Origin of the sequence: Sedimentimonas flavescens (genome assembly GCF_025154035.1) — a bacterium.
Lineage (GTDB): Bacteria > Pseudomonadota > Alphaproteobacteria > Rhodobacterales > Rhodobacteraceae > Rhodobacter > Rhodobacter flavescens.
The window spans coordinates 303,863-329,873 of sequence record NZ_JAOALJ010000004.1; the positions used below are offsets into that span (position 1 = coordinate 303,863).

The following is a 26,011-nucleotide window of genomic DNA, read 5'->3' on the forward strand; positions in this document are numbered from 1 at the left end:
TCAAGCTTTAGGGTGCGCGCAGGGCTGAGGGAAGCCCATTGACCAACCTGAGCCGCGCAGTAGTCTGGCGGGCATGAATTTCGTATCGCGTCTGACCCGCTGTCCCGTCCCCTTCGAGCCCGAGCGTGGCGCCGATGTGGCGGGGCAATTCACCGACCTTCCTCCCGAAATGCGTGCTCTGGTCGCTGGAACCGCGGGCTGCTCGCCCTTCCTTGCGGGACTTCTGACGCGTGAGGCGACCTGGCTGCGCGCTGCGCTGGCCGAGACACCCGAGGCCGCACTGGCGGCCGAGCTGGCCCGAATCGGCGAGGTGCCGCTGGATGCCCTGGCGGATGAGTTGCGCCGGGCCAAGCGGCGCATAGCCCTTTTGACCGGCCTTGCCGATCTGGGTGGGGTCTGGACGCTTGAGCTGGTGACCGGCGCGCTGACCGATCTGGCCGATCATGCGGTGAACCTGGCGATCACACGGCTGGTCGCCGATGAGATTCGCCGCAACAAGATCCCCGGCGCCGAGCCGCAGGATGCCGAGACCGGGGCGGGGATGGTGGCGCTTGCCATGGGCAAGATGGGCGCGGGGGAGCTGAATTACTCCTCGGATATCGACCTGATCTGCCTCTTCGATCAGACCCGCTATGACCCGTCGGATGTGATGGAAGCCCGCGCGGCTTTCATCCGCGTTACCCGCAAGATGGCGGCGATGCTCTCGGATATCACCGGCGAGGGCTATGTCTTCCGCACCGATCTGCGTCTGCGCCCTGACGCAAGCGTGACGCCCGTCTGCATCTCGATGGCTTCGGCCGAGCTGTATTACGAAGCCGAGGGTCGGACATGGGAGCGCGCAGCCTATATCAAGGCGCGCGCCTGCGCGGGCGATATCGGCGCGGGAGAGCGGTTCTTGCAGTCGCTCACCCCCTTCGTCTGGCGCAAGCATCTCGATTTCGCGGCCATCCAAGATGCGCATGACATGCGCCTGCGCATCCGCGAGCATAAGGGCCTGCACGGGCCGATCACCTTGCCCGGCCACAATATGAAGTTGGGTCAGGGGGGGATCCGAGAGATCGAGTTCTTCACCCAGACCCGGCAGTTGATCGCGGGCGGGCGAGACCCGGAACTGCGCGACCGCACCACCGTGGGCGGGTTGCGCCGCTTGGCCGCGAAGGATTGGGTGCCCTCGGCCGTCGCCGAGGAACTGATCGCGCATTACCGCGAGCATCGCGACATCGAGCACCGCATCCAGATGGTCAACGATGCACAAACCCAGCTTCTGCCCAACAACCCCGAAGGGCTGGCGCGGATCGCCGCGATGATGGGCGAGGGCGATGCCGCTAAATGGTCGACGCGGCTCATTGACCGCTTGCAGCGCGTCGAGGAGCTGACGGGTGCCTTCTTCGCCCCCGGCGAGACCGCCACGCGGCCCGAGTTGTCGCCCGCTGCCGCCGCGATCGTCGAGGGCTGGCGCGGGTATGCCTGCCTGCGCTCAGAGCGCGCGCGGGGGATCTTCCGTCGAGTCGAACCGGAACTGCTGCGCCGCCTTCAGCGCGCCGCGAACTCCGACGAGGCGCTGCGTCAGTTCGACGGCTTCCTGCGGGGCTTGCCGGCGGGTGTTCAGCTGTTCTCGCTGTTCGACGCCAACCCGCAACTGATCGAACTGATTGTCGATATCTGCACCACGGCCCCGGCGCTTGCCGCCCATCTGTCGCGCAACGCGGGCGTGCTGGACGCGGTGTTGGGGGGCTCGTTCTTCGAACCATGGCCCGGCCCCGACGGGGTGCTACAAGATCTGCGCGAGGCCCTTTCTGCGGCGCAGGACTATGAGAAAAAACTGGATACCGCACGGCGTTGGGCCAAGGAGTTCAAGTTCCGCGTCGGTGTTCATCACCTGCGCGGTCTGGTCGATGCGGCCGAGGCGGCCAGGCAGTATGCCGATATAGCCGGTGCCGCCGTGGCCGCGCTCTGGCCCGAGGTTCTGGCCGAGTTCGCAGCCAAGCATGGCCCACCGCCCGGACGCGGAGCCGTGGTTCTGGGGATGGGGTCGCTTGGGGCCGAGCGGCTGAACGCTTCCTCGGATCTCGATCTGATCGTGATCTACGACCCCGAGGGGGTCGAGATGTCGGAAGGGCGCAAGCCCCTGGCGACGCGCCCCTATTACGCGCGCCTGACGCAGGCGCTGATCACCGCGCTGACCGCGCAGATGCCCGAGGGGCGGCTTTACGAGGTGGATATGCGTCTGCGCCCTTCGGGTCGGCAGGGACCGGTCGCAACCTCGATCGAAAGCTTCCGGTCGTATCAGATGGATGAGGCCTGGACTTGGGAGCATCTGGCGCTGACCCGAGCGCGCCCGGTAGCGGGCGATCCGGGGCTTGCGGCTGATGTCGAGGCGGTGCGCGTGGCCGTTCTTGGCGCGAAGGGCGGTGATCCAAAGGTGATGCCCGACCTGGCCGAGATGCGCGGGCGTATCTTTGCCGCCAAGGCCCCCGATGGCGCCTGGGAGGCCAAGATCGGTCCGGGCCGGTTACAGGACATCGAACTGCTGGCGCAAAGCTTTGCCTTGCGCGGCGGCGAACCCGCGCGCCGGGTCGAGCCGCAGTTGCGCATCGGCCCGCGTCTTGGTCTGTGCAGTAAGGAGGAGGGCGAGCGTCTGGCCTCGGCCTATCGCTTCCTGTGGCGGCTTCAGGCGGGGGGGCGGTTGCTCACCGACAAGCCGCTCGACATGGAGGCCATCGGCGAGGGCGGGCAGTCGTTCCTGCTGCGCGAGGTCGGCGTCGATAGTCTTGAGGCCCTTGCCGAACGGCTCGAACGCACCACCTCAGAGGTAGCTGTCATCGTCGAGGCGGCGCTAGGGTGAGAGAATGGCGAGGAAAGTCATGGATTTGAACCTTGCGGACCCGAAAGGGCTGATCCGTGAAAGCTACCGGATCGAGGGGATCACCCTGTCCGAATGCCGTTCGATCTTCATGGATTGGGCGCTGAGCCTTGCGCCGGGGCTGGAACCGTTCGACGCCATGCGGACGGTTCTGGCGGCCTATGGCGCCGATGCCGAACACCCCATGAGCAAGGTTCTGACCGAGGGGCTGACGCGCCCGCCGGGTGGCGCGGGGCGGCGCGGCGGGCGTGCCGCGCGCTTTGGCGCCTAGCGCGGCAGGGCGGCGGCTTCGCGGGCAAGCACCTCGATCCCGGCCCAATCGCCGCTTTCGACCTTGTCGTTTGGCGCAACCCACGACCCGCCCGCGCAAAGCACGTTCGGCAGGCTCAGGTAATCATTGGCGTTTTGCAGGCTGATGCCGCCCGTCGGGCAGAAGCTGACCTGCGGCAGCGGCCCGCCAAGTGCCTTGATCGCGGGCGCGCCGCCCGAGGTGGCGGCGGGGAAGAACTTGAGCATGTCAAAGCCCCACTCCATCGCGCGCATCACTTCGGAGGCGGTGATGGCGCCAGGCAACAGCGGCAGGCCCTCATCCTCGCAGGCTTTCACGAGGCGCTCGGTCGCGCCGGGTGAGACGCCGAATTTCGCGCCTGCGGCCTTGGCGGCTTTGACGTCGGCCGGGGTGATCAGGGTTCCCGCGCCAACCACGCCGCCTTCGACCTCGGACATGGCGCGGATCGCATCGAGCGCGCAGGGCGTGCGCAGCGTCACCTCAAGCGCGGGCAGGCCGCCTGCAACCAGCGCGCGGGCGAGGGGGGCGGCGTGCCCCAACTCCTTGACGACGATCACCGGAACGATCGGGGCGAGGGCGCAGATCTTACGGGCGGCGGCGGATTGTTCGGCGGGGGTCATGGTGTCCCTCTCGGAGGTTTGAGATCAGACGATTACGGCCGCGCCATCGGTGGCGGGGCCGACGTTGCGACGGAAGGCGGCAAAGAGTTCGCGCCCAATGCCATGGGCATTATGCGACAGATCGGCGGCAACCGGGGTGCGGCTGTCGAAATCGGCGGCAAGGCAGGTCAACACGCCATTTTCCGCGTCGAGGCGCACGATATCACCGTCGCGCAGCTTGGCCAGCGGGCCGCCGCAGGCCGCCTCGGGGCTGACGTGAATGGCGGCCGGGACCTTGCCAGAGGCACCCGACATGCGCCCGTCGGTCACCAGCGCAACCTTGAGCCCGCGCGCCTGCAAGACCGACAGCGTCGGGGTGAGGGAGTGCAACTCGGGCATGCCGTTCGCCTGCGGGCCCTGGAAGCGCACGACGACGACGGTATCCGAGGTGAATTCGTCGCGCTTGAAGGCGGCGCGAACGTCATCCTGGTCGTGGAAGATGCGAACCGGGGCTTCGATCAGGTGGTGTTCGGGGGCCACGGCCGAGATCTTGATGACCCCACGCCCGAGGTTGCCCGAAAGCTGGCGCAGGCCGCCCTGAGGCTGGAACGGGGTGGCTGCGGGGCGCAGGATTTTGTCGTTAAGCGTCTCGCTCGGGCCCTCGGCCCAGTCGAGCTTGCCATCTATCAGCTTGGGCTCTCGGGTATAGGCCTCAAGCCCGTCGCCCGCGACGGTCTTGGCATCGCCATGCAGCAGGCCCGCGCCAAGCAGCTCGCGGATCAGGAATTGCAGCCCGCCTGCCGCGTGGAAGTGGTTCACATCGGCCAGACCGTTCGGATAGACCTTGGCCATCAGCGGCACCACGGCCGAGATGTCGTCGAAATCGGCAAGATCCAGCACGATCCCGGCGGCGCGCGCCATGGCGGGCAGGTGCAGTACGAGATTGGTCGATCCACCCGTCGCCATCAGCCCGACAAGGCCGTTCACGAAGGCGCGCTCATCAAGGATCTCGCCTGCGGGACGGTAGTCATTGCCAAGCGCGGTGATTTCGGCAGCGCGGCGAGCGGCCTGAACCGTCAGCGCTTCGCGCAGCGGCGTGTTGGGGTTCACGAAGCTTGCGCCGGGCAGGTGCAGGCCCATGAATTCCATCAGCATCTGGTTCGTGTTCGCCGTGCCGTAAAAGGTGCAGGTGCCCGGCCCGTGATAAGAGGCCATCTCGGCCTCCATCAGCTTGTCGCGCCCGACCTCGCCGGTGGCGAATTGCTGACGCACCTTGGCCTTTTCGTCATTCGGCAGGCCCGAGGTCATCGGCCCGGCGGGCACGAAGATCGCAGGGATGTGCCCGAACGTGGCAGCAGCCATGATCAGCCCCGGCACGATTTTGTCGCACACACCCAGATAGAGGGCCGCGTCGAAGGTGTTGTGGCTCAGCGAGATCCCCGCTGCCAGCGCGATCACATCGCGCGAGAAGAGGCTCAGCTCCATCCCCGGCTGGCCCTGCGTGACGCCGTCGCACATGGCCGGAACGCCGCCCGCGACCTGCGCGGTCACGCCAAGCTTGCGCAGGCTGTCCTTGATCAGGCGCGGGTAGCTTTCATAGGGCTGATGCGCCGAGAGCATGTCATTGTAAGCCGTCACGATCCCGATATTGGCCGCGCGCCCCTCGGCGAGCGCGGGCTTGTCGCGCTCCATCGCCGCATAGGCGTGAGCCTGGTTGCCGCAACTCAGATGTGCCCGCACGGGACCCGCGCTTGCAGCCTCGCGGATGCGCGCAAGGTAGTCGCCGCGCTGCCCCGCCGAACGCTCCCGAATGCGATCGGTCACACGGGCGAGGGTATCATTGAGCGGTGCGGGGCGCTTGGTCATGGCTGTAGATGAGTCCTTGCTGGTCGCCGGTCTCGGCGCGTTTTGTCGGCTCTCTACACAGTTAGCGCTAACAATGCAACTCTCAAACCCGATAACCGGCGGCAAGAGCGTGCCGTATGCGTCACCGCTGCGGCAAATTGCACGAATTTGAATATTCTTTTTGGCCAGCTGCGCAAGGGAATGTTAACAGAACGCCGAAATTCAAAGGGACTGTTCGATGAAAGGTATCAAGAGTTTAGCATTCAGCGCCATGCTTGTGCTGATATCCGCATGTTCGGACGCCCCCTTTGGTTTTGTGCATCTGCCGGCAGCCGAGAACCAGATCCGCGTCGACAAGGGCGCGGAAACGCAGCCTGCCTACGACATCCGCGGCGCAGAGGTGAGCGTGCCGCGCGCGCTGTCCGTGTCCGAAGAAAACCAGATCTACCCCTGGGCCGATATCGTCTGGCGTGGCGATCCGCCGGGGGATCGCTACGACCAGGTCGCCGCGATCTTTCAGGAAGCAGCCACCGAGCTTTCCGCCCGGACGACGGCGGGCGCACCGGTTGTCATGGAAATCGAGGTGCGCGGCTTCCATGCACTGACTGAGAAGGCCCGCTACGGCTATGGCGGCAATTACAGCATCTCGTTCGACATCGCTCTGCGCGACGCGGCCAGCGGCGCCGAGGTGCGCCCGGTGGAGCGCGTCAATATCGTTGAACCTGCGGCCTGGGGTCAGCAGGCCGCCGACAATGAGGCCCGCGGCCTGACCCAGAAGGTCATGGTCACCCGACTGATCGTGCAAGCGATCAAGCGCCATCTGAGTCGCCCGCTGCGACCCGGCGCCTAGGGCTCGGGCTTTTCGCGGGGCCGCGAACCGGGTAGAGGAGGCGGGAACGCCCCTCTAGCCGGAGCCAACCGATGACCGAAACCACCGCCCGCCCGCGCCCCGTTGTCCGTCTGCGCCCCAAGGCCGAGGCGCGCGCGATCCGTCACGGCTTCCCTTGGGTTTATGGCGATGAGCTGGTGACCGACCGGCGCACGCAGTCCATGGCGCCCGGCACCATTGCGACGCTGGAAGATGCCGAGCGGCGCCCGCTGGCGACGGTGACGGTCAATCCGAACTCGAAGATCATCGCGCGGGTTCTTGACCGCAACCCCGAGGCAGAGATTGATCGCGACTGGCTGATTGCCCGTCTGACCCATGCGCAGGCGATGCGCGAGCGGCTGTTCGACGCGCCCTTCTACCGGCTGATCCACGCCGAGGCAGACGGTCTGCCCGGCGTCATCATCGACCGCTTCGGCGATGTCGCGGTGGTTCAGCCCAATGCCGCCTGGGCCGAGGCCATGATCGACGAGCTTGCATCGGCGCTGACCGAGGTGGCGGGCGTGACAACGATCATCAAGAACGGCTCGGGCCGCGCACGGGGCCTCGAAGGCTTGCCCGAGGAAACGCTTGTGCTGAGCGGCGAGGTGTCCGGCCCGATCCCGGTTCCGATGAATGGCGCGATCTACATGGCCGATGTGATCGGCGGGCAGAAGACGGGGCTGTTCTTCGACCAGCGCCCGAACCACGCTTTCGCGGCGCAGCTGGCAAAGGGCGCGCGGGTGCTTGATGTGTTCAGCCATGTCGGCGGTTTCGCGCTGGCCTGCCTTGCCGGTGGGGCGCAATCGGCGCTGTCCGTCGATGCCTCGGCGGCGGCGCTGGATCTGGCGCGTCAGGGGGCCGAGGCCATGGGCGGCGGTGCTCGTTTTTCGACCCGTCAGGGCGATGCCTTCGCCGCGCTTGAAGCCCTTGCGGCCGAGGGCGAGAGCTTCGACGTGGTGATCTGCGATCCGCCCGCCTTCGCACCCGCGAAACCGGCGCTACAGGCCGGGTTGCGCGCCTATGAGCGTGTCGCGCGGCTTGCCGCGCAGCTGGTCGCGCCGGGGGGCTATCTGGTGCTGTGCTCCTGCTCACATGCTGCCGATCTGGTGCAGTTCCGCGCAGCCTCGGCACGCGGGATCGGCAAGGCCGGGCGGCGCTCGCAGCTGATCCACACGGGTTACGCGGGCCCCGATCACCCGATGCTGCCGCAATTGGCCGAATCGGGTTATCTCAAGTCGCTGTTCTTCCGGCTCGATTGATGAAGGTGCTGCTCGACGCCTGTGTGCTGTTCCCGACCGTCCTGCGCGAGATCCTGATCGGCGTGGCTCGGGCGGGGTATTACACGCCGCTCTGGTCGGATCGCATCCTAGAGGAATGGGCCCGCGCCGCGGCGCGCTTTGGCCCTGCCGATGAGGCCATCGCGCGCGGGCAGATCGCACTGCTGCGCGTCGAGTTTCCCAAGGCCGGCGTGGCACCGCGCCCCGGCGTTGAGGCGCGCCTGCATCTACCCGATGAGAATGACATCCATGTGCTCGCGGCGGCGATCTCGGGCCACGCCGATGCGATCTGCACCTTCAACGCGGTGGATTTCCCGCGCAATGTGCTGGCCGCCGAGGGCCTGACGCGCCGAGACCCCGACGGCCTCCTGTGGGAACTGTGGTCCGAGCGCCCCGAGGGGATCGAAACCGTGGTCGAGGCCGTGCGCGCCGAGGCCGAGCGTCTTTCGGGCGTGCCGCAGCCGTTGCGGCCGCTGCTCAAACGCGCGAAGCTGCCGCGTCTGGGGAAGGCATTGGGTTGAACATGCTGGGCTTCATCTCGGTTACGGAGAAGGGCGGGGCGGATCGGTTGCTGGCCGAACTGGCCGAACGGCTTCGCGCCGAGGGGGCGCCGCTGGTGGCCATGGTGCGCGCAGAGACGCCTGCCGCCCGCCCCTGCGAGATGCACCTGCGCCTGCTGCCGGCCGAGGAGGTTCGGGCCATCTCGCAAGAGCTCGGGTCGGGTGCGGATGCTTGCACGCTTGATGCAGGCGCGTTGGAAGAGGCTGTGGCCGCGACGGCCCGCGCGATCGAGGCGGCCCCGGCGAGTGCCGCGCTGATCCTGAACAAATTCGGCAAGCAAGAGGCCGCCGGGCGCGGCTGCCGTGACCTGATCGGCCTTGGTTTGGCCCGCGGCATGCGCGTACTGATTTCCGTGCCGCCCGAAACCCGCGCCGAGTTCGAGGCGTTTTCCGACGGGTTGGCGGAAGAACTTCGGCCAGAAATTCAGCAGCTTGCAGATTTCGTCAAAGTATCCTCTTGATCGCACCGGGCAAGAACTTGGCCCAAGGCGGATCGCGGACTAGACTTCTGGATCTTAAGCGGCTAGAAGGCGCGCGTTAGCGCTAACAGTTCCTGCAATGGAGAGCCCAATGGTTTCGCGTGTCATTCCGGTGGACCCTTTCGATCTGGTGGTCTTCGGCGCCACCGGCGATCTGGCCAACCGCAAGATCCTGCCCGGCCTCTATCGGCGGTTCTTTTCCGGTCAGATCCCCGAGGGTGCACGCATCATCGGCGCGGCGCGCACCGAGATGGACACAGCCGCGTTTCGCGCCCATGCGCGCGCGGCGATCGATGAGCATGTGGGCGCGGGCAAGCGCGACGCGGCCCAGATCGAGGCATTTCTGAGTATCCTTGAATATGTCCCGATCGACGCGATGGGAGAGGGCGGCTGGAATGAGCTCAAGGCGCTCGTCCGTCCCCATCTGATCAATGCCTTCTACTTCTCGGTCGCGCCGGCACTGTTTGGGCCGCTGGCCGAGCGGTTGCACGCCTTCGGCATCGCCACCTCCCAAGCGCGTATCGTCGTCGAAAAGCCCTTCGGTCGTGATCTGGCCTCGGCAAAGGTGCTCAACACCACGCTGGCCGAGCATTTCGACGAAACGCAGATTTACCGCATCGACCACTATCTGGGCAAAGAGACGGTGCAGAACCTGATGGCGGTGCGCTTTGCCAATATCCTGTTCGAGCCGCTCTGGAACGCGCAATTCGTCGATCACGTCCAGATCACCGTTGCCGAGACGGTCGGCGTTGGCGGGCGGGGCTCGTATTACGACAAGTCCGGCGCGATGCGGGACATGGTGCAAAACCACCTCATGCAGCTTCTGTGCCTGATCGCGATGGAGCCGCCCTATCATTTCGACCCGGACGCGGTGCGGGATGAAAAGCTCAAGGTCATCCGCGCGCTGCAGCCGGTCTCTGCTGCGGATATCGTGCGCGGGCAATACCTTGCGCATCGTTCCGACGATGGAAAGGGGCATCAGCCGGGGTATCTGGAGGATGCCGAGAACCCCGACAGCCGGACCGAAAGCTACATCGCGCTGCGGGTGCATGTGGCGAACTGGCGCTGGAAGGGCACGCCTTTCTACCTGCGCACCGGCAAGCGTCTGCGGGCGCGCACCTCGGAGATCGCGATCACCTTCAAGGAGCCGCCGCATTCGATCTTCGACGAGGCGGACGAAACCTGGCGCGAGAATGTCCTGGTGATCCGCCTTCAGCCGAACGAGGGCATGAACCTCAAGATGATGATCAAGGAGCCGGGGCCGGGCGGGATGCGTCTGGTTCAGGTGCCGCTCGATATGTCCTTCGCCGAGGCGTTGGGCGAGGACGGGGCGGATATCCCCGACGCCTATGAGCGGCTGATCATGGATGTGATCCGCGGCAACCAGACGCTGTTCATGCGCGGCGACGAGGTCGAGGCCGCCTGGGCCTGGACCGATCCGATCATCGAGGGTTGGACGGCGCGCGGCGACCGTCCGCAGGGTTACGATGCGGGTTCGTCGGGGCCCGAGGATGCGCTGATGCTGATGCACCGCGACGGGCGCCGCTGGCGGGAGATCCGCGAATGAACTTCAAGGCCTACCCCGACCGCGACCTGCTCATGCTCGATCTGGCCGACCAGATCGCGGCTGAGTTGCGGCGCGCGCTGGAGGTGCACGGCCGTGCCACCCTGTCGGTTCCGGGTGGGACGACGCCGGGGCCGGTCTTCGACATCCTCTCGGGGCTGGATCTGGATTGGGGGCGTGTCTCGGTGCTGCTCAATGACGAGCGGTGGGTCGATGAAAGCAGCCCGCGCTCGAACACCCGGCTGCTGCGCGAGCGCCTGCTGACCGGGCGGGCGGCTGCCGCGCAGCTGGTGCCGCTTTATGCGCCCGCTCCGCAGCCCGAAGACAAGCTTGCGGAACTCGCCGAGGGGATCGCCCCGGCGCTGCCGATCACGGTTTTGCTTCTGGGGATGGGGGCGGATATGCATACCGCGAGTCTCTTCCCCGGCGCCGACCGACTGGTCGAGGCGCTTTCCGATACCGCCCCTGCGGTCATGGCGCTGCGCGCCGAAGCTGCGGGCGAGCCGCGCATTACCCTGACCGCTTCGGTCCTGCGCGACGCGATGCATATCCACATTCTGATCACAGGCGCCGAGAAGCGCGCCGCAATCGAGCGCGCGGCCACCCTTCCCGAGGAAGAGGCCCCCGTGCGCTGTGTCCTCAAAAACGCTACCGTTCACTGGGCTGAGTAACATGACAATCTGGACCGAGCTGCTGACCCATGCCGAGGCCGTGAAAACGCGCCGTATCGCGGAATTGTTCGAAAATGGAAATCGCGCGGCCGAGTTTACCTGTGAATCCGGCCCGTTCCTGTTCGATTACTCCAAGACGAATATCGACGCGGCGGCGCTGGATCTGCTGGTCCGCCTGGCTGAAGACGCCGATCTGGCTGCGAGACGCGAGGCGATGTTCACCGGTGCCAAGATCAATGAAACCGAGGGGCGCGCGGTGCTGCATACCGCGCTGCGCAATCTCAGCCACCCGGTCTGCGTCGATGGCGAGGACGTCATGCCCAAGGTGCGCAAGACCCATGCGCGCATGGTTGGCTTTGCCCGCGACGTGCGCGAAGGGCGCTTTGCCGGGCAGGGCGGCGCGATCACCGATGTGGTGAATATCGGGATTGGCGGCTCGGACCTGGGGCCCGCGATGGCGGTGCTGGCGCTGGCGCCCTATCACAATGGGCCGCGCTGCCACTTTGTCTCGAACGTCGATGGCGCGCATATCCACGACACGCTCAAGGGGCTGAACCCGGAAACGACGCTGGTCATCGTGGCCTCGAAGACCTTCACGACGATCGAAACGATGACCAATGCCGAGACCGCTCGGCGCTGGATGGCGCAGACCGTCAAAGACCCGGCGGCGCAATTCGCGGCGCTCAGCACCGCCAGCGACAAGACCGCCGCCTTCGGCATCCACCCCGCGCGAGTCTTCGGGTTCGAGGACTGGGTCGGCGGGCGCTACTCAATGTGGGGGCCGATTGGGCTTTCGCTGGTGCTGGCCATCGGCCCCGAGCAGTTCGACGCGATGCTGCGTGGCGCGGCGGCGATGGATGCGCATTTCCACGCGGCGTCGCTTGCGCAGAACCTGCCGGTTCTGCTCGCGCTGGTCGGGATCTGGCACAACCAGTTCTGCGGCTATGCGACCCGCGCGGTGCTTCCCTACGACCAGCGGCTCTCGCGCCTGCCTGCCTATCTGCAACAGCTTGAGATGGAATCGAATGGCAAGCGCGTCAGCATGGATGGTGCGGACTTGCCCTATCACTCGGGGCCGGTGGTTTGGGGCGAACCCGGCACCAACGGGCAACACGCTTTCTATCAGCTCATCCACCAGGGCACGCGCGTCATTCCCTGCGAATTCATGCTGGCGGCCGAGGGGCATGAGCCTGATCTGGCGCATCAGCACCTGCTGCTTGCCGCCAACTGCCTTGCCCAATCCGAGGCACTGATGCGCGGCCGCAGCCTGGCCGAGGCCACCGAGATCATGCGCAAGAAGGGGCTAACCGGCGCCGAGTTGGAGCGTCAGGCGCGCCACCGGGTCTTCCCCGGCTCGCGCCCCTCGACCACGCTTCTCTATCCCAAACTGACGCCCGAGGTCTTCGGCGGGATTGTCGCACTCTACGAGCACCGCGTGTTCGTTGAGGGTGTGATCCTCGGAATCAACAGCTTTGACCAATGGGGCGTGGAACTCGGCAAGGAACTGGCGCTTGCGCTTGCCCCGGTGCTTGAGGGCACCTCGGATGGCGCGGGCAAGGATGGCTCGACGCGCGCGCTGGCCGCACGGGTGCGCGCACTGCGGGGCTGATCTCAGCGCGTTTCCTTTGGGCGCATCATCAGCCAGATCAGGGCGCCGCCCGCGAGGGTCAGGAAGGGCAGCATGGCAAGGTTCACCGCTTGCCAGCCTGCCTGCGGATCGCCCGCCTCGGCGCAGTTCATCAGGCTGCCCGAGCTGAGCGAGGCCACGAACACACCGCCGAAAACCACGAAATCGTTGATGCCCTGGATATGGCCGCGCTCTTCGGGCGAATGCGCGCTGGCCAGCATCGCGGTGGAGCCGATGAAGCCAAAGTTCCAACCCACGCCCAACAAGACGAGGGCGATGAAGAAGTTATCAAGCTCGACGCCTGTCATCGCCACCGCACCCGAAGCCGCGAGGATCAGCAGGCCGACGCCGACGATCACCTCGCGCCCGAAGCGGGCAATGAGTGCGCCGGTGAAAAACGAGGGCACATACATCGCCAGCACATGCGCCGAGACGATATCGGCGGCATCCCCGGCGTCGAACCCGCAGCCGACGACTGCAAGCGGCGTCGAGGTCATCACAAGGTTCATCAGTGCGTAGGACACCATCCCGCAGATCATCGCGACGGCGATGACCGGGTCGCGCAGCAACTCGCGCCGGGTGCGGCCGGGGTGAGCGGCGCCCTTGGCCCGGCGGCCCGGTGCCGGGATGCGCAGGAAGGCAAACAGCAATGGCCCGAGCAGGTTGATGCCGACGATGGCGATATAGGTCGCCATGAAGGGCACGGCCATCGCTTGCGCGGTCGCCTTGACCATCTGCGGGCCGATGATCGCTGCCGCAAGCCCGCCCGCCATGACATAGGAAATGGCCTTGGGCTGGAACTCGGGGCTTGCGCCGTCGGTTGCGGCGAAGCGATAGAACCCCTGTGCAGACATGTAGATGCCCGTCAGGAAAGACCCCGCCATGAAGAGCGAAAACGACCCGATATAGAGCGCGTACGCGGCGATGGCAGCGCCAATGCCCCCGGCGACGGTGGACAGAATGAAGCCGGACCGGCGTCCGTAGGCCGACATGAACTCGGACATCGGCTGCGCCGACAGCACCGAGCCAAGCACGATCAGCGACAGCGGCAGGGTGGACCAGCAGGGGTTGGGCGCCAGCGACTGGCCCGCAAGCCCGCCCACGGTGAAGATCATCGACATCTGCGCGCCAAGCAATGCCTGTGCGAGCACAAGCACGATCACGTTGCGCCATTTACCCGGAGCGGGTGCGTCGATGAGGTCGGTCGAAGCATTCATGGACAAAGCCCTAACGGGGCGCGAAGGGGCTGGCAAGAGTGCCCGCGATGGGGCAGGCTCGCGCCATGGTGGGACGTATCATCACATGCGACGCGGATATTGCGGAGGGCGCGGCCTGGCTGGCGCGCGCCGAGCCGCGATTCGCCCATGCGCTTGATCTGACGGGCCCGTGGCCGCTACGGCGTCGCGAGGACGGGTTCGAGGCCTTGCGCGACGCGATTTTGGGGCAGCAGGTTTCAGTCGCGGCGGCAAACTCGATCCGCAACAAGCTGCTGACAGCGGGTCTGGGTGCGCCCGACGCGATTGCTTGCGCGAGTGAGGATGATCTGCGCGGATGCGGATTGTCGCGCCAGAAAGTGCGCTATGTTCAGGCGCTTGCCTCGGCTGGGATTGATTTTGACGCGCTGCGCCTTCTGCCGGATGAGGAGGTGGTGGCGACGCTCTTGCCGCTGCCGGGGATCGGGCGCTGGACGGTCGAGATGTATCTGATCTTTGCGCTCGGGCGGGCGGATGTGTTCGCGGTGGACGATCTGGCGCTGGCCGAGGGGGCGCGGATGCTCTTTGATCTGCCAGAGCGCCCGAAGCGCAAGGAATTCAATGCGCTGTCTGCGACATGGGCGCCCTGGAGGGCCGTTGCGGCGCGTGGGCTTTGGGCCTATTACGCTTGGGCGAAACAGAGGGAAGGGGTGGCGCCATGACGCGGGAACTCAAGGTCGGGCGCAAGGCGCCGAAATCGGGGCGGGTGAAGTCGGCTGTGGTCTTCTTGCATGGCTACGGGGCCGATGGGGCCGACCTTCTTGGGCTGGCCGATCCGCTGGCGCCGCATCTGTCCGACACGCTGTTTCTGGCCCCCGACGCGCCCGAGCCGTGCTCGGGCAATCCGTTCGGGCGGCAGTGGTTCCCGATCCCGTGGCTTGACGGATCGAGCGAGGAGGCCGCGGCGCAGGGTATGCAGGCGGCAGCGCGCGACCTGAATGCCTTTCTTGACGGGCTGCTTGAAGATGAAGGCCTAACGCCTTCAGAATTGGCGATTATCGGCTTTTCGCAAGGCACGATGATGGCGCTTGACGTCACCCCGCGCAGGCCCGCGCCGGTCGCGGCGGTGGTGGCCTTTTCGGGCCGGCTGCTGCGTCCGGATGCATTGGCACAAGAGGCGATCTCGAAGCCGCCGGTGCTGTTGATCCATGGCGATGCCGATCCGGTCGTCCCCTTCGCGGACATGGGGCTGGCGGGCGATGCGCTGGTCTCGGCGGGTTTCGAAACCTATGCGCATGTGATGGAGGGCACCGGCCACGGCATCGCGCCGGACGGGCTTTCGGTGGCGCTTTCGTTCCTCAAGCAGAAACTGCCGGGCTGAGGGCCACTTCCTGCGCCAAGACTGAGACCGCCCAGATCATCCGCGTCGCGTGGTGTCACCCCCGCGTCATATCCACGTGCTAGCCATGCTGCACGGCAGAAAGATCGCATATGGCGAGGCTTGCCAGATGCGAAACGCCATATATAGTTATTTTATAGGCAGGGGCGATCTCCGCCCCCAGCTACCCGACGGGCGACAGGGCGAGGACGGAGTCACGCATGCTGGACCACGGCGACAGGACCGAGTTTCGAACGCAATTCGTGCGAGAGCCATCCGCGCTCCGGCACTATCCGGCGCTGGTGCTGAACGCGGATTTCAGGCCACTTTCGTATTACCCGCTATCGCTTTGGCCCTGGCAGGAGGCGATCAAGGCGGTCTGCCTCGACAGGGTGATCATCCTCGCGGAATATGACGAGGTGGTCCGATCGCAGAGAGAGGCGATACGCATCCCCTCGGTCGTCGTACTCAAGGAATTCGTTCGTCCTCAGAAGCGCGTGGCATTCACGCGCTTCAATCTTTTTCTGAGGGATGAATTCTGCTGCCAGTATTGCGGATCAAAAGGGGATCTGACTTTCGACCACGTGGTGCCGCGCTCGCGCGGGGGAATCACCAGCTGGGAAAACGTCGTGGCAGCCTGCGCGCCGTGCAATCTGCGCAAGGCAAACAAACCCTTGAAGGACTCGGGGCTGCACCTGCGCAAGCCCGCGCGCCAGCCGACCGCCGAGGAAATGCACGCGGTCGGCCGCCGCTTCCCGCCGGGGCATCTGCACGAAAGCTGGATGGATTTCCTTTACTGGGACGCCGAACTGGAAGCCTGAGACCTAGCGCAGTCAGATACGGGCGAGGGTCGTTTCCAGATCACCATAGCCGGTAAAGCGCCGCTCGTAGCGCAGGCCAAGCCGTTCAGCCGCCTCGCGCGCCTTTTCATCCAGTGCCGGATCGTCGGTCTGCGCCTGATAGATCAGCCGGTCGTAATGCGCGAAATAGCTGTTGCGCAGTTCGGGGTAGCGGTCGAGGCCCATCGGCTTCCACACGAAGGCATCGAACTGGCGCACCAGGAAATCGGTCAGGTAGAAGGCGGTGAACTCATCCTCGGCCTTGGCGGCGAAGGCCTCATTGCCTTCAAAAAACGAATAGCAATGCGGGCCTTCGACCATCTCGATGCCCAACTCCTTGCACTTTTCGAACAATTGCCCGCCGGTGCCGCAATCGGCATAGACGACGAAGACATCGTCGTAGCGATCGCGGTGCTTGCGCACGGCGTCCTCGACTGCGGCAGTGATCTTCTCGGGCCAGAGGTGCAGGTTGGCGGGCAGGCAGGTCAGGTCGAGGTGATCCCAGCCATTGGCCGCTTTCAGCGCCAATATCTCGCGCGCCAGCGCTCCGCAGGCAATCAGCAGCACCCGGCCACGACCCGAGGGGCGCATCCCCTCGGCGCTCAGCGTTTCATCGGAAATCATTCCACGCGGGCCATCAGCCGCGCGATCGCCGCGCCGATCAGCGCCGCGCTACCCACGATGGCCAGCGACAGCCCGACCGAATGCGCAAGCCAGACCGTCAGGCCGGCCGCAAGGATCGCAACAAGAATCAGCGCCAGAAAATGGGGCAGGGACATCTTCATCCTCCATCTCCTTAATTATGGGCTTTGTACGCGCCAAAAAAAAGTCCCCGGAAGTGAATTCCGGGGCCAATTTCGATCACTATCGCGGGCTTAGCCCATCTGGTTATGACGGCGCGCGATCATGTGCTTGGCGGTTTCCACGGCCACGGCAGCATCGCGGCAATAGGCGTCGGCACCGATGGCCTTGCCGAATTCCTCGTTCAGCGGCGCGCCGCCAACCAGGACCAGATACTTGTCGCGCAGGCCCTTTTCCTTCAGAGCGTCGATCACGACCTTCATGTAGGGCATGGTCGTGGTCAGCAGGGCGGACATGCCGATGATGTCGGCACCCTCTTTCTCGGCGGTGTCGATGTAGTTCTCGACCGGGTTGTTGATGCCCAGATCGACCACTTCGAAGCCCGCGCCCTCCATCATCATCGACACGAGGTTCTTGCCGATGTCGTGGATGTCGCCCTTCACGGTGCCGATCACCATCTTGCCCATGCGCGGCGCACCGGTCTCGACCAAGAGCGGCTTGAGGATGGCCATGCCGCCCTTCATCGCGTTGGCGGCCAGCAGCACTTCAGGCACGAAAAGGATCCCGTCGCGGAAATCGGCGCCGACGATGGTCATGCCGGCAACAAGCGCCTTGGTCAGGATGTCATAGGGCGTCCAGCCGCGCTCGAGCAGGATCTCGACCGCCTCTTCGATTTCCTCTTTGAGGCCATCGTAGAGGTCGTCCATCATCTGGAGCACCAGCTCCTCGTCATCCAGTTCCGAGAGGATGATATCGTCTTCATCGGCCATAGCGCGGTCTCCTGATCGCTGTCTTGTTCTTGTGATGTGGGCAAAGGGCCCGGAATACTTTGCGAATTGCGACATGCTCGGCATCGGCTCCGACAGATGGGGGCGCAGATGGGTTCTTGTTGCCGCGAATCCTCTGGTGAATGTTCTCGTTGTGTTCTAATTTGGGCGCATGAGTCTGCTGCCCTTCGATCTGCCGCCTACCGACCCACGCCAGCGCCTGAAGGCGCGCGGCGCCGCCAGTGCTCCCGTGGGGCGGTTCGAGCCCTACCTGCGCGAATGGGTGCATGACGGCTGGGAGATCATCGAGGAAGAGCGGCTGGTGCGCACCGAGGTCAGCATCGAGCGACCGCGCAGCGTGATCACCCGCAACACCAGCCCCGACGTGCCCTTCGACCGCTCGATCAACCCCTATCGGGGCTGCGAGCATGGCTGCATCTACTGCTTCGCACGGCCCTCGCATGGCTATCTGGGCCTGTCGGCGGGGCTCGATTTCGAGACCAAGCTGGTCGCCCGCCCCGAGGCGCCCGAGGTGCTGGCGCGCGAGTTGCGCAAGCCCGGCTATCAGGTAGCGCCGATCGCCATTGGCACCAGCACCGACCCCTATCAGCCGCTTGAGGCCAAGCTGGGCGTCATGCGCGGACTGCTTGAGGTGCTGAGCGCCCATAACCACCCGGTCACGATTGTGACGCGTGGGGCAGGCGTGTTGCGCGATCTCGACATACTGTCCGACATGGCGGCCCGCAGGCTCGTGCATGTGGGTGTCAGCGTCACCACGCTTGACGCCGATCTGGCCCGCAAGATGGAGCCGCGCGCGCCTGCGCCCGCGACCCGCATCCGCATGATCCGTGAACTCAGCCGCGCGGGTATTCCGGTGCGCGTCATGGCGGCACCGATGATCCCCGGTCTGACCGATCACGAGTTGGAGGCGATCCTGACCGAGGCGCGCCGCGCGGGTGCCCGGGCTGCCGGGATGCTTTTGATCCGCCTGCCGCATGAGGTTGCGCCGCTGTTCGCCGACTGGCTCGAACGCCATGTGCCGCTGCGCGCCGAGCGGGTGCTGGGCGCGATCGCCGACATGCGCGGCGGGCAGTTGAACGATCCGCGCTTCACCAGCCGGATGACGGGCGAGGGGGTCGAAGCCGATCTGCTGGCGCAACGCTTTGCCGTCTCGTGCCGACGGCTTGGTTTCGTGCGGGATCTGGGTGCCCTCGATTGCACGCGCTTTGCCCCGCCACCCATGGCCGGGGATCAGCTGTCGCTGTTCTGAGGCGGTCTGCATCGGTCGTCCTTGGGCAAAGCGGGGCCGTTCCCAGAAGAGGCCGAGGCCCCGTCTGGGTCAAGCATTTGATGTCAGTGCGATTATCCGCGGCGACGCGAGCGGCGTTCGCGGCCTGCACCGGGATCGTCACCGGTGCCGTCCGAGGCCGAGGAGAAGGCGCCGAGCTTGGCCGAGATTTCCTCGAGCGTGGGGCGCGGCCCGCGCGGGCGGGTTTCCAGCGCGGCGCGCATCGCCCTGAGGTGCTCGGGCATGGTGCCGCAGCAGCCGCCGATGATGGTGGCGCCCGCGTCGCGCGCGAGGCAGGCGTAATCGCCCATCAGCTCGGGCGTTCCGTCATAGTGGATGTGGCCGTCGTGATACTTCGGGATGCCCGCGTTGCCCTTGGCGATGACCGGACGTTCGGTCCCGGCGGCGACGAAGCCGAGGATCGTGCGCATCAGGTCTGCCGCGCCCACGCCGCAGTTGGCGCCGAAGGCGAGCGGCGGGTTGGGCAGCTTTTCGACCAGCGCCGCGAGATCGGCCGAGGTCACGCCCATCATGGTGCGGCCTGCGGTGTCGAAGCTCATGGTGCCGCACCAATCCATGCCAGCGAGGCGCGCGGCCTCGGCGGCGGCCTTGAATTCCTCGGGGGCCGAGATCGTCTCGACCCAGAGAACGTCGGCGCCGCCTTCCTTCAAGCCTTCGGCCTGCTCGTGGAACATCTCGACGGCGAGTTCATGGGTCAGCGTGCCCATCGGAGCGAAGATGTCGCCCGTCGGCCCGACCGAGCCCGCGACAATAACGGGGCGACCCGCCTTGTCGGCCACTTCGCGGCCGATTTCCGCCGCAAGGCGGTTGAGCTCGCGCACGCGGCTTTGGGCGTTATGCAGCTTGAGGCGCGAGGCGTTGCCGCCAAAGGTGTTGGTCAGGAACAGGTCCGAACCCGCCTCGACCGCGCCCGAATAAAGCTTGGCGATCCGGTCGGGGTGATCAGCGTTCCACAGTTCCGGCGGCTCGCCCGAGCTGAGGCCCATGTTGAACAGGTTGGTGCCGGTCGCGCCATCGGCCAGAAGCCAGTCGCGGGTCTCAAGAAGGCGGCTCAGGGCGTTGGTCATCGGGTGGCCTTTCGGAATCCATCTGCGCCGCGGGGGGCGGCGGTTGGCGCCCCTCCTGCCATCTTTGGCCGCTTTTGGCAAATTCGTTCTCTTCAAGAAGATGATGAGGCGCGCGCAACTCTTTCGGGAAGGGCAAAGAAAAACCCCCGCTGCGCGCAGCGGGGGTTCTGGAAATCCTGATCTGAAGGCAATCAGCCAGCGTCGATCTGCGCCTTGGCCTCGGCCATGCACTCCGCCATCTTGGCGCGGATGGTCGCCTCGTCGGCCTGTCCGGCCAGATCGGCGACGAGCTTGCGGAAGACATCGTCCTGACCGGCTTCTTCGAAATCGGCTGCGATCAGCTCGCTGGTATAGGCCTCAACGTCCTTGCCAAGAAGGGCTGCGGCCCAGTTCGCAAGCAGTTTGGTGCAGCGGGCCTCGGCTTTGAACTGCTTCTCCGCGTCATAGGCGAATTTGCTTTCAAAGGCGTGTTCGCGATCGTCGAAAGTCGTCATCGGTCTTCCTCCCCCTTTTTACAAGGCTCCTCTTATCTTTCATATGCCCGCCAGACGGGGCCACTGCAAGGGTCATTCGCAGAAGTTTAACCGCTTTGCGCACGCCCCTTTGTCTTGCGGGGCGCATCGCCTTGTCCTATAGGGGCCGAAAGGGCCCAAGCGCCCGCCCCTTGCCCCGATCCACCGGCTGCCGCCGATTGGGGCCCGATCCGAAACGGAGAGCACATGGCACCCCGGCGCAAGAAGATTTACGAAGGCAAAGCGAAGGTTCTCTATGAAGGCCCGGAGCCGGGAACCCTGGTTCAGTACTTCAAGGACGATGCGACCGCTTTCAATGCGCAAAAGAAGGCCACCATCGAAGGCAAGGGCGTGCTGAACAACCGCCTGTCCGAATACTTCATGACCGGGCTGACCAATATCGGCGTGCCGAACCATTTCATCCGCCGTCTGAACATGCGCGAGCAGCTGATCCGCCAGGTCGAGATCGTGCCGCTCGAGGTGATCGTGCGCAACTTCGCGGCCGGGTCGATCTCGAAGCGTCTGGGTCTGGAAGAGGGCACGCCGCTGCCGCGTCCGATCGTGGAATACAGCTACAAGAACGATGCGCTTGGCGATCCGCTCGTGCCCGAGGAATACATCATCGCCTTCGGTTGGGCCAACCAGCAGGATCTCGATGATATCGTCAGCCTTGCGCTGCGCGTGAACGACTTCCTGTCGGGCGTGTTCTATGGTGTCGGCATCAAGCTGATCGACTTCAAGATCGAAATCGGCCGGGTGTGGGATGGTGATTTCATGCGCCTGATCGTCGCCGACGAAATCAGCCCCGACAGCTGCCGCCTGTGGGACATCAAGACGAACCAGAAGCTCGACAAGGACGTGTTCCGCCGGGATCTGGGTTCGCTGACGGATGCCTATTCCGAGGTCGCGCGCCGTCTGGGCGTTCTGCCGACCAACGCCACCAATATCAAGCCGACCCTGATCAACTGAGGAGCCGCCCGCGATGAAAGCCCGCGTTCATGTGATGCTGAAGGATGGGGTTCTGGACCCGCAAGGCGAGGCCGTGCGCCACGCGCTCGGGCACCTCGGGTTCTCGGGGGTTGAGGCCGTCCGTCAGGGCAAGGTGATCGAACTGGACCTGGCCGCGACCGACAAGGCCGCCGCCGAGGTCGAGGTCAAGGCGATGTGCGAGAAGCTGCTCGCCAATACCGTGATCGAGAAATACACGATCGAGATCGCCTGAGGATAAGGCCGGGGGCGCTGCCCCCGGACCCCCGGGATATTTCGACCACGTTGAATGCAGGAGCCCTTGCGATGAAAGCCGCCATCATCACCTTCCCCGGGTCGAACTGCGACCGCGATCTGGCCGATGCCTTTGCCAAGGCCGGCGCGGAGGTCGTACGGGTCTGGCATAAGGACACCGTGTTGCCCTCGGGCGTCGATGTGATCGGGGTGCCGGGCGGGTTTTCCTATGGCGACTACCTGCGCTGCGGCGCGATTGCCTCGCGCTCGCCCATCGGGCAGGCGGTCGTGGATTTCGCGGCCCGGGGCGGTTACGTCATCGGGATCTGCAACGGCTTCCAGGTGCTGACCGAGATGGGGTTGCTGCCGGGTGCGCTGATGCGCAATGCCTCGCTCAAGTTCGTGTGCAAGCCGGTGACGCTGAAAGTTGCGACAACGGACAGTGCCTTTACCGCGCCCTATGCGAGGGGTGCCGAGGTGGTTTTCCCGGTTGCGCATCATGACGGCAATTACACGATCGACGCCGAGGGGCTGAAGGCGCTGCAGGGCGAGGACCGCGTGGCCTTCCGCTATGCGCAGAACCCCAATGGCTCGGTCGATGATATCGCGGGTGTGCTGAGCGCGAACCGCCGGGTGCTGGGCATGATGCCGCATCCCGAGCGCGCGGTGGACCCGACGCAGGGTGGCACCGACGGGGCGGCGCTTTTCCGCGCGTTGAGCGGGATGCTGGCGCAGGCTTGAGGTCTTAGCCTTGCCGGGGGGGCGGGGCTAACCTAAATTCGCGGCATGGCCGTAACCCCGCGCGTTCCAGATCAAAATCAATCGACCGACCCCGCCGCACAGCGCGGCGGGCGTGTGGTGACCCGTATCGTCGGGGTGCTGATTGTCGCGCTCTGTGTGGGCGCGATGTGGGCGACCAATCTGTGGCTGACCGATCGTTTCTCTGAGACAACGCGGGTGCGCACGGAGCTGCGTCTGGCGCTGTACACGGGTAATATCATCTCGGAGTTGCAGCGCACCTCGGTCGTGCCGCTGCTTTTGGCGCGCGATCCGGGGCTGACGAATGCGCTTGAGTCCCTGGATTACTCGAAGACATCGGCGACGCTGATTTCCGCCAAGCAGGATGTTGCGGCGGCCTCGATCCGGTTGCTGGATGCGAGCGGACGCACCGTTGCCTCGACCAACCGGCATCTGATCGGAACGAGTTATTCCACCGCGCCGTTCTTCGTTGAGGGGTTGCGCTCGCGCGAGACGATCTTTACCGCGACCGCCCGCGAAACCGGGGGGACCGAGTTCAACTATTCCCGCGCGCTGGTGGCCGACGGGCGCGTGGTGGGGGTGATCGTCGTCGAGGCGGAGCTGTCCAAGTTCGAGCGTGCCTGGGCCGGAATCTCGGACGCGGTTGCAGTGACCGACAGCGAGGGGCGCATCATCCTGACGACCGAGCCGAAGTGGCGCGGGCTGACCATGAGCGAGGCGCTGGCGCGCCGCGACGCGCCGACCGCGATCCAGCGCGCGCTGCAGGCGACGGCGGACTGGGCGAACGAAGCCCCCGATGCCTATCTGCGCGGTCAGGCGGTGATGCGCACCGAGACGCGCATTCCGTTCCGCGGCTGGCGCATGACTGCCTTCACCAGCTACGAGTCGGTGCGCGAGCGCGTGAATGCGGTGCTGGCGCTGGAGATCATGGGCTTTGCGATCTTTCTGGCGCTCGCTTTCTACTGGCTATCGCGGCGCGCGCGCGTTCAATCTGCGCGCTACCGGCGCGAGTCGGCCGAGTTGCGCGCGCTGAACGCGCGGCTCTCGCGCGAGATTGCAGAACGCGAGCGGGTGCAGAAGGATCTGGCGGTGGCCGAGCAGACGCTGGCGCAATCCTCGAAGCTGGCGGCCTTGGGCGAGATGTCGGCGGCGGTCAGCCACGAATTGAACCAGCCGTTGGCGGCGATGAAGACCTATCTTGCAGGCGCGCGCCTGCTGCTGCAGCGCAATCGCAGCGAAGAGGCGCTAAGCTCGTTCCAGCGCATCGACGATCTGATCGATCGGATGGGTGCGATTACACGGCAGCTCAAGTCCTACGCGCGCAAGGGCGGCGAGGCCTTCGAACCGGTCGATCTGCGCGCGGCGATCAGCTCGGCGCTGGCGATGATGGAGCCGCAGTTGAAGGCGCGTACGGTGCGCATCACTCGCACCATGACGCGCGAGCCGGTGATGGTGCTGGCAGACCGTATTCGGCTGGAGCAGGTTATCATCAACCTGCTGCGCAATGCGCTCGATGCAACGAAAACCGTCGCCGATCCGCAGATCGAGCTGATCCTGGCTGCGGGTGAGACCGCCGTGTTGAGCGTGCGTGACAATGGTCCTGGGCTGAGCGATCTGGAAAAGTTGTTCGAGCCGTTCTGGACCACCAAGAAACCGGGGGAGGGGACGGGCCTTGGCCTTGCGATCTCTTCCTCGATCGTAAGCGATTTTGGCGGTCGTCTGACCGCTCATAATGCCGAGGGCGGCGGAGCTGTATTCGAGATGCAGCTGCCGCTCCTGTCGGAAGCGAAACTGAAGACTGCGCCGGATGGCGCGGAGGCTGCGGAGTAAAGCATGGCACGGATGATGAAAGTGGCGATCGTCGATGACGAAGAGGACATGCGCCAGTCGGTCAGCCAGTGGCTTGCGTTGTCGGGGTTCGATACCGAAACCTACGCCTGTGCGGAAGATGCGCTGAAGGTGATCGGTGCGGATTGGCCGGGCGTCGTGATCTCGGATATCCGTATGCCGGGGATGGATGGGATGGCGTTTCTCAAGCGCCTCATGGGCATCGATTCAGGCCTGCCGGTGATCATGATCACCGGGCATGGCGATGTGCCCATGGCGGTCGAGGCGATGCGTCTGGGCGCGATGGACTTTATGGAAAAGCCGTTCAACCCGGACCGGATGACGGAACTGGCCAAGCGCGCCACGCAGATGCGGCGCATGACGCTCGACAGCCGCGCGTTGCGGCGCGATCTGGCCGAGGGCAGCCAGGTGATGGGCAAGCTGATCGGCACCTCGGCTCCGATGGAGCGGCTGCGCGAGGATATCCTCGACCTGAGCCAGGCGGACGGGCACGTTCTGATCGACGGCGAGACGGGAACGGGCAAGACGCTGGTCGCCCATGCGCTCCATGCCACCGGGCCGCGCGCGGGCAAGAAATTCGTGGTCGTGAGCTGCGCGGCCTATACCGAGGACGTTCTGGCCGCACGCCTCTTCGGCCCGGTCGAAGATGGCCTTCCGCTGGTCGAAGAAGCGCGCGGCGGCACCCTGGTGCTAGAGGATGTCGAGGCGCTGTCCTCGGCCCTTCAGGCGCGTCTGCTGCAATTCATCAGCGATCAGGGGACGCCTGCGGAAACCCGTATCATCGCTATTTGCAATGCGCATGGCGAAGGGCGCACGCTTGAGGATGCGCTGCGGCCCGACCTGTTCTTCCGCCTTGCCGCACTCAAGATCACTCTGCCGCCGCTGCGCGCGCGCGGCGAGGATATCCTGACCCTGTTCAACCGGCTCTCGGAACAATTCGCCGAGGAATACGGCTGCGATGCGCCCGAAGTCACGGCGCAGGAGGCCGCGCAGCTCTTGCAAGCGCCTTGGCCGGGGAACGTGCGGCAGTTGATCAACGTGGCCGAGCGCGCCGTGCTGCAATCGCGCCGGGGAACGGGCTCGATCGCCTCGCTCTTGATGGCCGAGAACGAAGACGCAGGTCCCGCCATGACGACCGAGGGCAAGCCGCTGAAGGAATATGTCGAGAGCTTCGAGAAAATGCTGATCGACAATACGATGCGGCGCCACAAGGGTTCGATTTCTGCGGTGATGGAGGAACTGTGCCTGCCGCGCCGGACCCTGAACGAGAAGATGGCGAAATACGGCCTGCAGCGCCAGGATTACATCTGACGCAGGAGGGGGCGCTGCCCCCCCCGGCCCTGCGGGCCTCACCCCCGGGATATTTCCGCCGCGTTGAGGGGGCTCGATCACCTTCAATGTGGTGAAAATATCCCGGGGGAGCGCGCGAGCGCGGGGGCGGAGCCCCCTTCACCGGGCGGGAATGGGCATGCAGGTCTGACGAAAAAGCGATTGTCTTTGGTCGCGCGCCGAGGCTATTGTCCGAAATATGTCGGTGAGACGCACGTTTTGCGACGTTCTCGCCCACGGAATTCGCTGATCTCCGGTTTCGAAGGTATCGCACAGCCGAGCCTGTTTCCGGGTCAACCGATTGGCCGCAAGGTCGTAGTCATGCCCAAAGGCCTTGAAAAGCCTG

The 26,011-nt window shown here is 65.4% G+C and carries 26 protein-coding genes; 18 read left to right on the forward strand and 8 right to left on the reverse strand.

Annotated elements, in window-relative coordinates:
- Positions 1 to 73 precede the first annotated feature (73 nt).
- Positions 74 to 2,845 (forward strand): [protein-PII] uridylyltransferase family protein, encoded by a 2,772-nt coding sequence (locus tag N3C64_RS09850; protein WP_260014154.1) that lies wholly within the window; start codon positions 74 to 76, stop codon positions 2,843 to 2,845.
- A 19-nt stretch (positions 2,846 to 2,864) separates the two neighbouring features.
- Complete coding sequence (locus tag N3C64_RS09855; RefSeq protein WP_218630681.1) at positions 2,865 to 3,134, forward strand: hypothetical protein; 270 nt, start codon at positions 2,865 to 2,867, stop codon at positions 3,132 to 3,134.
- Here N3C64_RS09855 and eda read toward each other — a convergent pair.
- On the reverse strand, positions 3,131 to 3,772 hold the full coding sequence (eda, locus tag N3C64_RS09860) for a bifunctional 4-hydroxy-2-oxoglutarate aldolase/2-dehydro-3-deoxy-phosphogluconate aldolase (protein ID WP_260014156.1): 642 nt from the start codon (positions 3,770 to 3,772) through the stop codon (positions 3,131 to 3,133). The genes N3C64_RS09855 and eda overlap by 4 nt on opposite strands.
- A 24-nt stretch (positions 3,773 to 3,796) precedes the next feature.
- Positions 3,797 to 5,617: a phosphogluconate dehydratase gene (gene edd, locus N3C64_RS09865; protein ID WP_260014158.1), complete on the reverse strand. Its 1,821-nt coding sequence runs from the start codon at positions 5,615 to 5,617 to the stop codon at positions 3,797 to 3,799.
- A 250-nt stretch (positions 5,618 to 5,867) separates the two neighbouring features.
- Between edd and N3C64_RS09870 the strand changes: the two genes are divergently transcribed.
- From N3C64_RS09870 to pgi, 7 genes are all read left to right on the forward strand, one after another.
- Complete coding sequence (locus tag N3C64_RS09870) at positions 5,868 to 6,446, forward strand: DUF6778 family protein (RefSeq protein ID WP_260014160.1); 579 nt, start codon at positions 5,868 to 5,870, stop codon at positions 6,444 to 6,446.
- Between the two features lie 71 nt (positions 6,447 to 6,517).
- Entirely contained in the window at positions 6,518 to 7,723 is a 1,206-nt protein-coding gene (locus N3C64_RS09875; protein ID WP_260014162.1) for an RSP_2647 family RNA methyltransferase, read from the forward strand.
- Entirely contained in the window at positions 7,723 to 8,262 is a 540-nt protein-coding gene (locus N3C64_RS09880) for an RSP_2648 family PIN domain-containing protein (protein WP_260014163.1), read from the forward strand. Before N3C64_RS09875 ends, N3C64_RS09880 begins: the two co-directional genes overlap by 1 nt.
- Before the next feature lie 2 nt (positions 8,263 to 8,264).
- Entirely contained in the window at positions 8,265 to 8,762 is a 498-nt protein-coding gene (locus N3C64_RS09885) for a DUF2478 domain-containing protein (protein WP_218630675.1), read from the forward strand.
- 109 nt (positions 8,763 to 8,871) lie between these two features.
- Complete coding sequence (gene zwf / locus N3C64_RS09890) at positions 8,872 to 10,347, forward strand: glucose-6-phosphate dehydrogenase (protein ID WP_218630674.1); 1,476 nt, start codon at positions 8,872 to 8,874, stop codon at positions 10,345 to 10,347.
- Complete coding sequence (gene pgl / locus N3C64_RS09895) at positions 10,344 to 11,015, forward strand: 6-phosphogluconolactonase (RefSeq protein ID WP_260014166.1); 672 nt, start codon at positions 10,344 to 10,346, stop codon at positions 11,013 to 11,015. The genes zwf and pgl overlap by 4 nt, the downstream gene beginning before the upstream one ends.
- Before the next feature lies 1 nt (position 11,016).
- Positions 11,017 to 12,624, forward strand: coding sequence for a glucose-6-phosphate isomerase (gene pgi / locus N3C64_RS09900; protein WP_260014169.1), 1,608 nt, complete (start codon positions 11,017 to 11,019; stop codon positions 12,622 to 12,624).
- Between the two features lie 2 nt (positions 12,625 to 12,626).
- On the opposite strand, the gene N3C64_RS09905 is transcribed toward pgi, so the two are convergent.
- Entirely contained in the window at positions 12,627 to 13,859 is a 1,233-nt protein-coding gene (locus N3C64_RS09905; RefSeq protein WP_260014171.1) for an MFS transporter, read from the reverse strand.
- 65 nt (positions 13,860 to 13,924) lie between these two features.
- Here N3C64_RS09905 and N3C64_RS09910 point away from each other — a divergent pair, with 65 nt between their 5' ends.
- From N3C64_RS09910 to N3C64_RS09920, 3 genes are all read left to right on the forward strand, one after another.
- On the forward strand, positions 13,925 to 14,557 hold the full coding sequence (locus N3C64_RS09910; protein WP_260014172.1) for a DNA-3-methyladenine glycosylase family protein: 633 nt from the start codon (positions 13,925 to 13,927) through the stop codon (positions 14,555 to 14,557).
- A complete protein-coding gene (locus tag N3C64_RS09915) occupies positions 14,554 to 15,216 on the forward strand; it encodes an alpha/beta hydrolase (RefSeq protein WP_260014173.1) in 663 nt (220 codons plus the stop codon). Before N3C64_RS09910 ends, N3C64_RS09915 begins: the two co-directional genes overlap by 4 nt.
- Before the next feature lie 218 nt (positions 15,217 to 15,434).
- Complete coding sequence (locus N3C64_RS09920) at positions 15,435 to 16,034, forward strand: HNH endonuclease (protein WP_375546109.1); 600 nt, start codon at positions 15,435 to 15,437, stop codon at positions 16,032 to 16,034.
- 12 nt (positions 16,035 to 16,046) lie between these two features.
- Here the strand turns inward: N3C64_RS09920 and N3C64_RS09925 are convergent, their stop codons facing one another.
- From N3C64_RS09925 to N3C64_RS09935, 3 genes are all read right to left on the reverse strand, one after another.
- Positions 16,047 to 16,676 (reverse strand): DUF1638 domain-containing protein, encoded by a 630-nt coding sequence (locus N3C64_RS09925; RefSeq protein ID WP_260014174.1) that lies wholly within the window; start codon positions 16,674 to 16,676, stop codon positions 16,047 to 16,049.
- Positions 16,673 to 16,837 (reverse strand): hypothetical protein, encoded by a 165-nt coding sequence (locus tag N3C64_RS09930; RefSeq protein WP_218630667.1) that lies wholly within the window; start codon positions 16,835 to 16,837, stop codon positions 16,673 to 16,675. The genes N3C64_RS09925 and N3C64_RS09930 overlap by 4 nt, the downstream gene beginning before the upstream one ends.
- Before the next feature lie 90 nt (positions 16,838 to 16,927).
- Positions 16,928 to 17,623, reverse strand: a complete 696-nt coding sequence (locus N3C64_RS09935) for a cobalamin B12-binding domain-containing protein (RefSeq protein WP_218630666.1) — start codon at positions 17,621 to 17,623, stop codon at positions 16,928 to 16,930.
- A 169-nt stretch (positions 17,624 to 17,792) separates the two neighbouring features.
- Here N3C64_RS09935 and N3C64_RS09940 point away from each other — a divergent pair, with 169 nt between their 5' ends.
- Positions 17,793 to 18,890 (forward strand): PA0069 family radical SAM protein, encoded by a 1,098-nt coding sequence (locus tag N3C64_RS09940; RefSeq protein WP_260014175.1) that lies wholly within the window; start codon positions 17,793 to 17,795, stop codon positions 18,888 to 18,890.
- Positions 18,891 to 18,982: 92 nt separating this feature from the next.
- Here N3C64_RS09940 and bmt read toward each other — a convergent pair whose 3' ends face one another.
- Both bmt and N3C64_RS09950 read right to left on the reverse strand, forming a co-directional pair.
- On the reverse strand, positions 18,983 to 19,996 hold the full coding sequence (gene bmt, locus N3C64_RS09945) for a betaine--homocysteine S-methyltransferase (protein ID WP_260014176.1): 1,014 nt from the start codon (positions 19,994 to 19,996) through the stop codon (positions 18,983 to 18,985).
- Between the two features lie 191 nt (positions 19,997 to 20,187).
- Positions 20,188 to 20,490, reverse strand: a complete 303-nt coding sequence (locus N3C64_RS09950) for a DUF1476 domain-containing protein (RefSeq protein ID WP_218630663.1) — start codon at positions 20,488 to 20,490, stop codon at positions 20,188 to 20,190.
- A gap of 225 nt (positions 20,491 to 20,715) precedes the next feature.
- On the opposite strand from N3C64_RS09950, the gene purC reads away from it, so the two are divergent.
- From purC to N3C64_RS09975, 5 genes are all read left to right on the forward strand, one after another.
- On the forward strand, positions 20,716 to 21,477 hold the full coding sequence (gene purC, locus N3C64_RS09955; RefSeq protein WP_218630662.1) for a phosphoribosylaminoimidazolesuccinocarboxamide synthase: 762 nt from the start codon (positions 20,716 to 20,718) through the stop codon (positions 21,475 to 21,477).
- 13 nt (positions 21,478 to 21,490) lie between these two features.
- Positions 21,491 to 21,730 carry a phosphoribosylformylglycinamidine synthase subunit PurS gene (gene purS / locus N3C64_RS09960; protein ID WP_260014178.1) on the forward strand — a complete coding sequence of 80 codons (240 nt, stop codon included), beginning with the start codon at positions 21,491 to 21,493 and terminating at the stop codon, positions 21,728 to 21,730.
- Positions 21,731 to 21,801: 71 nt separating this feature from the next.
- Complete coding sequence (gene purQ, locus N3C64_RS09965; protein WP_260014179.1) at positions 21,802 to 22,470, forward strand: phosphoribosylformylglycinamidine synthase subunit PurQ; 669 nt, start codon at positions 21,802 to 21,804, stop codon at positions 22,468 to 22,470.
- A gap of 45 nt (positions 22,471 to 22,515) precedes the next feature.
- A complete protein-coding gene (locus N3C64_RS09970) occupies positions 22,516 to 24,318 on the forward strand; it encodes a sensor histidine kinase (RefSeq protein ID WP_375546110.1) in 1,803 nt (600 codons plus the stop codon).
- A gap of 3 nt (positions 24,319 to 24,321) precedes the next feature.
- Positions 24,322 to 25,647 (forward strand): sigma-54-dependent transcriptional regulator, encoded by a 1,326-nt coding sequence (locus tag N3C64_RS09975; protein WP_218630658.1) that lies wholly within the window; start codon positions 24,322 to 24,324, stop codon positions 25,645 to 25,647.
- The last annotated feature ends 364 nt before the right edge of the window (positions 25,648 to 26,011 follow it).

Coding starts and splice junctions, on each gene's coding strand:
- edd (WP_260014158.1), bottom strand. CDS start 5,617: ATGACCAAGCGCCCCGCACCGCTCAATGATACCCTCGCCCGTGTGACC.
- N3C64_RS09875 (WP_260014162.1), top strand. CDS start 6,518: ATGACCGAAACCACCGCCCGCCCGCGCCCCGTTGTCCGTCTGCGCCCC.
- N3C64_RS09905 (WP_260014171.1), bottom strand. CDS start 13,859: ATGAATGCTTCGACCGACCTCATCGACGCACCCGCTCCGGGTAAATGG.
- N3C64_RS09885 (WP_218630675.1), top strand. CDS start 8,265: ATGCTGGGCTTCATCTCGGTTACGGAGAAGGGCGGGGCGGATCGGTTG.
- purC (WP_218630662.1), top strand. CDS start 20,716: ATGGCACCCCGGCGCAAGAAGATTTACGAAGGCAAAGCGAAGGTTCTC.
- N3C64_RS09970 (WP_375546110.1), top strand. CDS start 22,516: ATGGCCGTAACCCCGCGCGTTCCAGATCAAAATCAATCGACCGACCCC.
- N3C64_RS09935 (WP_218630666.1), bottom strand. CDS start 17,623: ATGGCCGATGAAGACGATATCATCCTCTCGGAACTGGATGACGAGGAG.
- N3C64_RS09920 (WP_375546109.1), top strand. CDS start 15,435: ATGCTGGACCACGGCGACAGGACCGAGTTTCGAACGCAATTCGTGCGA.
- bmt (WP_260014176.1), bottom strand. CDS start 19,996: ATGACCAACGCCCTGAGCCGCCTTCTTGAGACCCGCGACTGGCTTCTG.
- purS (WP_260014178.1), top strand. CDS start 21,491: ATGAAAGCCCGCGTTCATGTGATGCTGAAGGATGGGGTTCTGGACCCG.
- N3C64_RS09930 (WP_218630667.1), bottom strand. CDS start 16,837: ATGAAGATGTCCCTGCCCCATTTTCTGGCGCTGATTCTTGTTGCGATC.
- eda (WP_260014156.1), bottom strand. CDS start 3,772: ATGACCCCCGCCGAACAATCCGCCGCCGCCCGTAAGATCTGCGCCCTC.
- pgl (WP_260014166.1), top strand. CDS start 10,344: ATGAACTTCAAGGCCTACCCCGACCGCGACCTGCTCATGCTCGATCTG.
- N3C64_RS09910 (WP_260014172.1), top strand. CDS start 13,925: ATGGTGGGACGTATCATCACATGCGACGCGGATATTGCGGAGGGCGCG.
- N3C64_RS09925 (WP_260014174.1), bottom strand. CDS start 16,676: ATGATTTCCGATGAAACGCTGAGCGCCGAGGGGATGCGCCCCTCGGGT.
- pgi (WP_260014169.1), top strand. CDS start 11,017: ATGACAATCTGGACCGAGCTGCTGACCCATGCCGAGGCCGTGAAAACG.
- N3C64_RS09880 (WP_260014163.1), top strand. CDS start 7,723: ATGAAGGTGCTGCTCGACGCCTGTGTGCTGTTCCCGACCGTCCTGCGC.
- zwf (WP_218630674.1), top strand. CDS start 8,872: ATGGTTTCGCGTGTCATTCCGGTGGACCCTTTCGATCTGGTGGTCTTC.
- N3C64_RS09870 (WP_260014160.1), top strand. CDS start 5,868: ATGCTTGTGCTGATATCCGCATGTTCGGACGCCCCCTTTGGTTTTGTG.
- purQ (WP_260014179.1), top strand. CDS start 21,802: ATGAAAGCCGCCATCATCACCTTCCCCGGGTCGAACTGCGACCGCGAT.
- N3C64_RS09975 (WP_218630658.1), top strand. CDS start 24,322: ATGGCACGGATGATGAAAGTGGCGATCGTCGATGACGAAGAGGACATG.
- N3C64_RS09915 (WP_260014173.1), top strand. CDS start 14,554: ATGACGCGGGAACTCAAGGTCGGGCGCAAGGCGCCGAAATCGGGGCGG.
- N3C64_RS09850 (WP_260014154.1), top strand. CDS start 74: ATGAATTTCGTATCGCGTCTGACCCGCTGTCCCGTCCCCTTCGAGCCC.
- N3C64_RS09940 (WP_260014175.1), top strand. CDS start 17,793: ATGAGTCTGCTGCCCTTCGATCTGCCGCCTACCGACCCACGCCAGCGC.
- N3C64_RS09950 (WP_218630663.1), bottom strand. CDS start 20,490: ATGACGACTTTCGACGATCGCGAACACGCCTTTGAAAGCAAATTCGCC.
- N3C64_RS09855 (WP_218630681.1), top strand. CDS start 2,865: ATGGATTTGAACCTTGCGGACCCGAAAGGGCTGATCCGTGAAAGCTAC.